We start from the raw sequence: 1,277 nt of genomic DNA on the forward strand, positions 1-1,277 counted from the left end.
TGAGATGCCTCGCTCTTTCCGGACAGTTGACCCACTAAGGTGGGAGAGACTGGACGGAGAGATTGAGTGTCGCAGCGTCGACGGAAGTTCTCGCCTGAGTTCAAGGACGAGGCCGTGAAGATGGTTTTGGACGGGTCTCGGCCGATTGCTCAGGTTGCCCGCGAGCTGGGTATTGTCGAGCAGACTCTCCGGAACTGGGTGAACGCTTTTCGTGAAGCTCATCCCCTGGAGGAAGAGCCTCTGACTTTGAGTGAGCGTGCGCGGTTGCGGGAGCTTGAACGTGAAAACCGTGACCTGCGAATGCAGACGGATTTCTTGAAAAAAGCGGCGGCGTACTTCGCCCAGGATCATCGGTAGCCGAGGTCTACGAGTTTATCGATGGGGAGAAGTGCGCCTACTCCGTGGTGCGCATGTGCATGTGGCTGGGTGTGTCCACGTCCGGGTTCTATGAATGGCGGACCCGGCCGGCCTCGGCCACCAGCGAACGCCGGGCCGAGTTGAAGAGAGACATCGTCACGATCTTCGCCGAATCGAACGAGACCTACGGCTACCGGCGGGTCCACGCCGCGCTGGCCCGTCAGAACGTCACGGCCGGCCCGGAGCTGGTCCGTGCTCTCATGCGGGAGCTAGGCCTCGTCCCGTGTCAGCCGCGGCCATGGCGCCTGACCACGGTCGCCGATCCCGCCGCGGCCGACACGCCAGACCTGGTTCGCCGCGACTTCACCGCGACCGCGCCGGGCGAGAAAATGGTGGGTGATATCACCTATATTCACACGTGGGAAGGCTGGCTTTACCTCGCGACAGTCATCGATTGCCACACCAAGAAAATCATCGGCTGGTCGATGGCCGATCATATGAATGCCTCGCTCGTCTGTGACGCCATGACCATGGCCGTCGGCAACATGGTCATACCCCGCGACGCTATCTTCCACTCCGACCGCGGCACTCAATACACATCCGCCGAATTCCGCGACCTTCTCCGGACGCTCGGCACACGATCGTCCGTCGGCCGCACCGGAGTCTGCTGGGACAACGCTCTCGCTGAATCAGTCAACGCAAGCATCAAGAACGAACTCGTGTACCGCACCGTATTTCCCGCCCGAGAACAAGCCCGCCGAGCTATTGTCAAATACATCGAAGGCTTCTACAATCAGCGGCGCCTTCACTCAGGACTCGACTACAAGACACCCCACGAAGTCCACACCGAGTACCTGAAACACCACGTCGCAGCATGAGAAACCACTAAGCGACTGTCCGGAAGACGCGAGGCAGCTCAG

The 1,277-nt window shown here is 60.5% G+C and carries 1 protein-coding gene; it reads left to right on the plus strand.

The features are described from left to right. Positions 1 to 66 precede the first annotated feature (66 nt). Positions 67 to 1,235, plus strand: a protein-coding gene (locus ACLARN_RS44075; protein WP_409497449.1) for an IS3 family transposase whose coding sequence is annotated in 2 segments (ribosomal slippage) — positions 67 to 307 and positions 307 to 1,235 — 1,170 coding nt in all. Because the reading frame shifts where the segments join, the coding sequence is not laid out codon by codon here. Positions 1,236 to 1,277 lie beyond the last annotated feature (42 nt).

This window comes from Amycolatopsis sp. cmx-11-12 (assembly GCF_046269425.1).
Lineage (GTDB): Bacteria > Actinomycetota > Actinomycetes > Mycobacteriales > Pseudonocardiaceae > Amycolatopsis.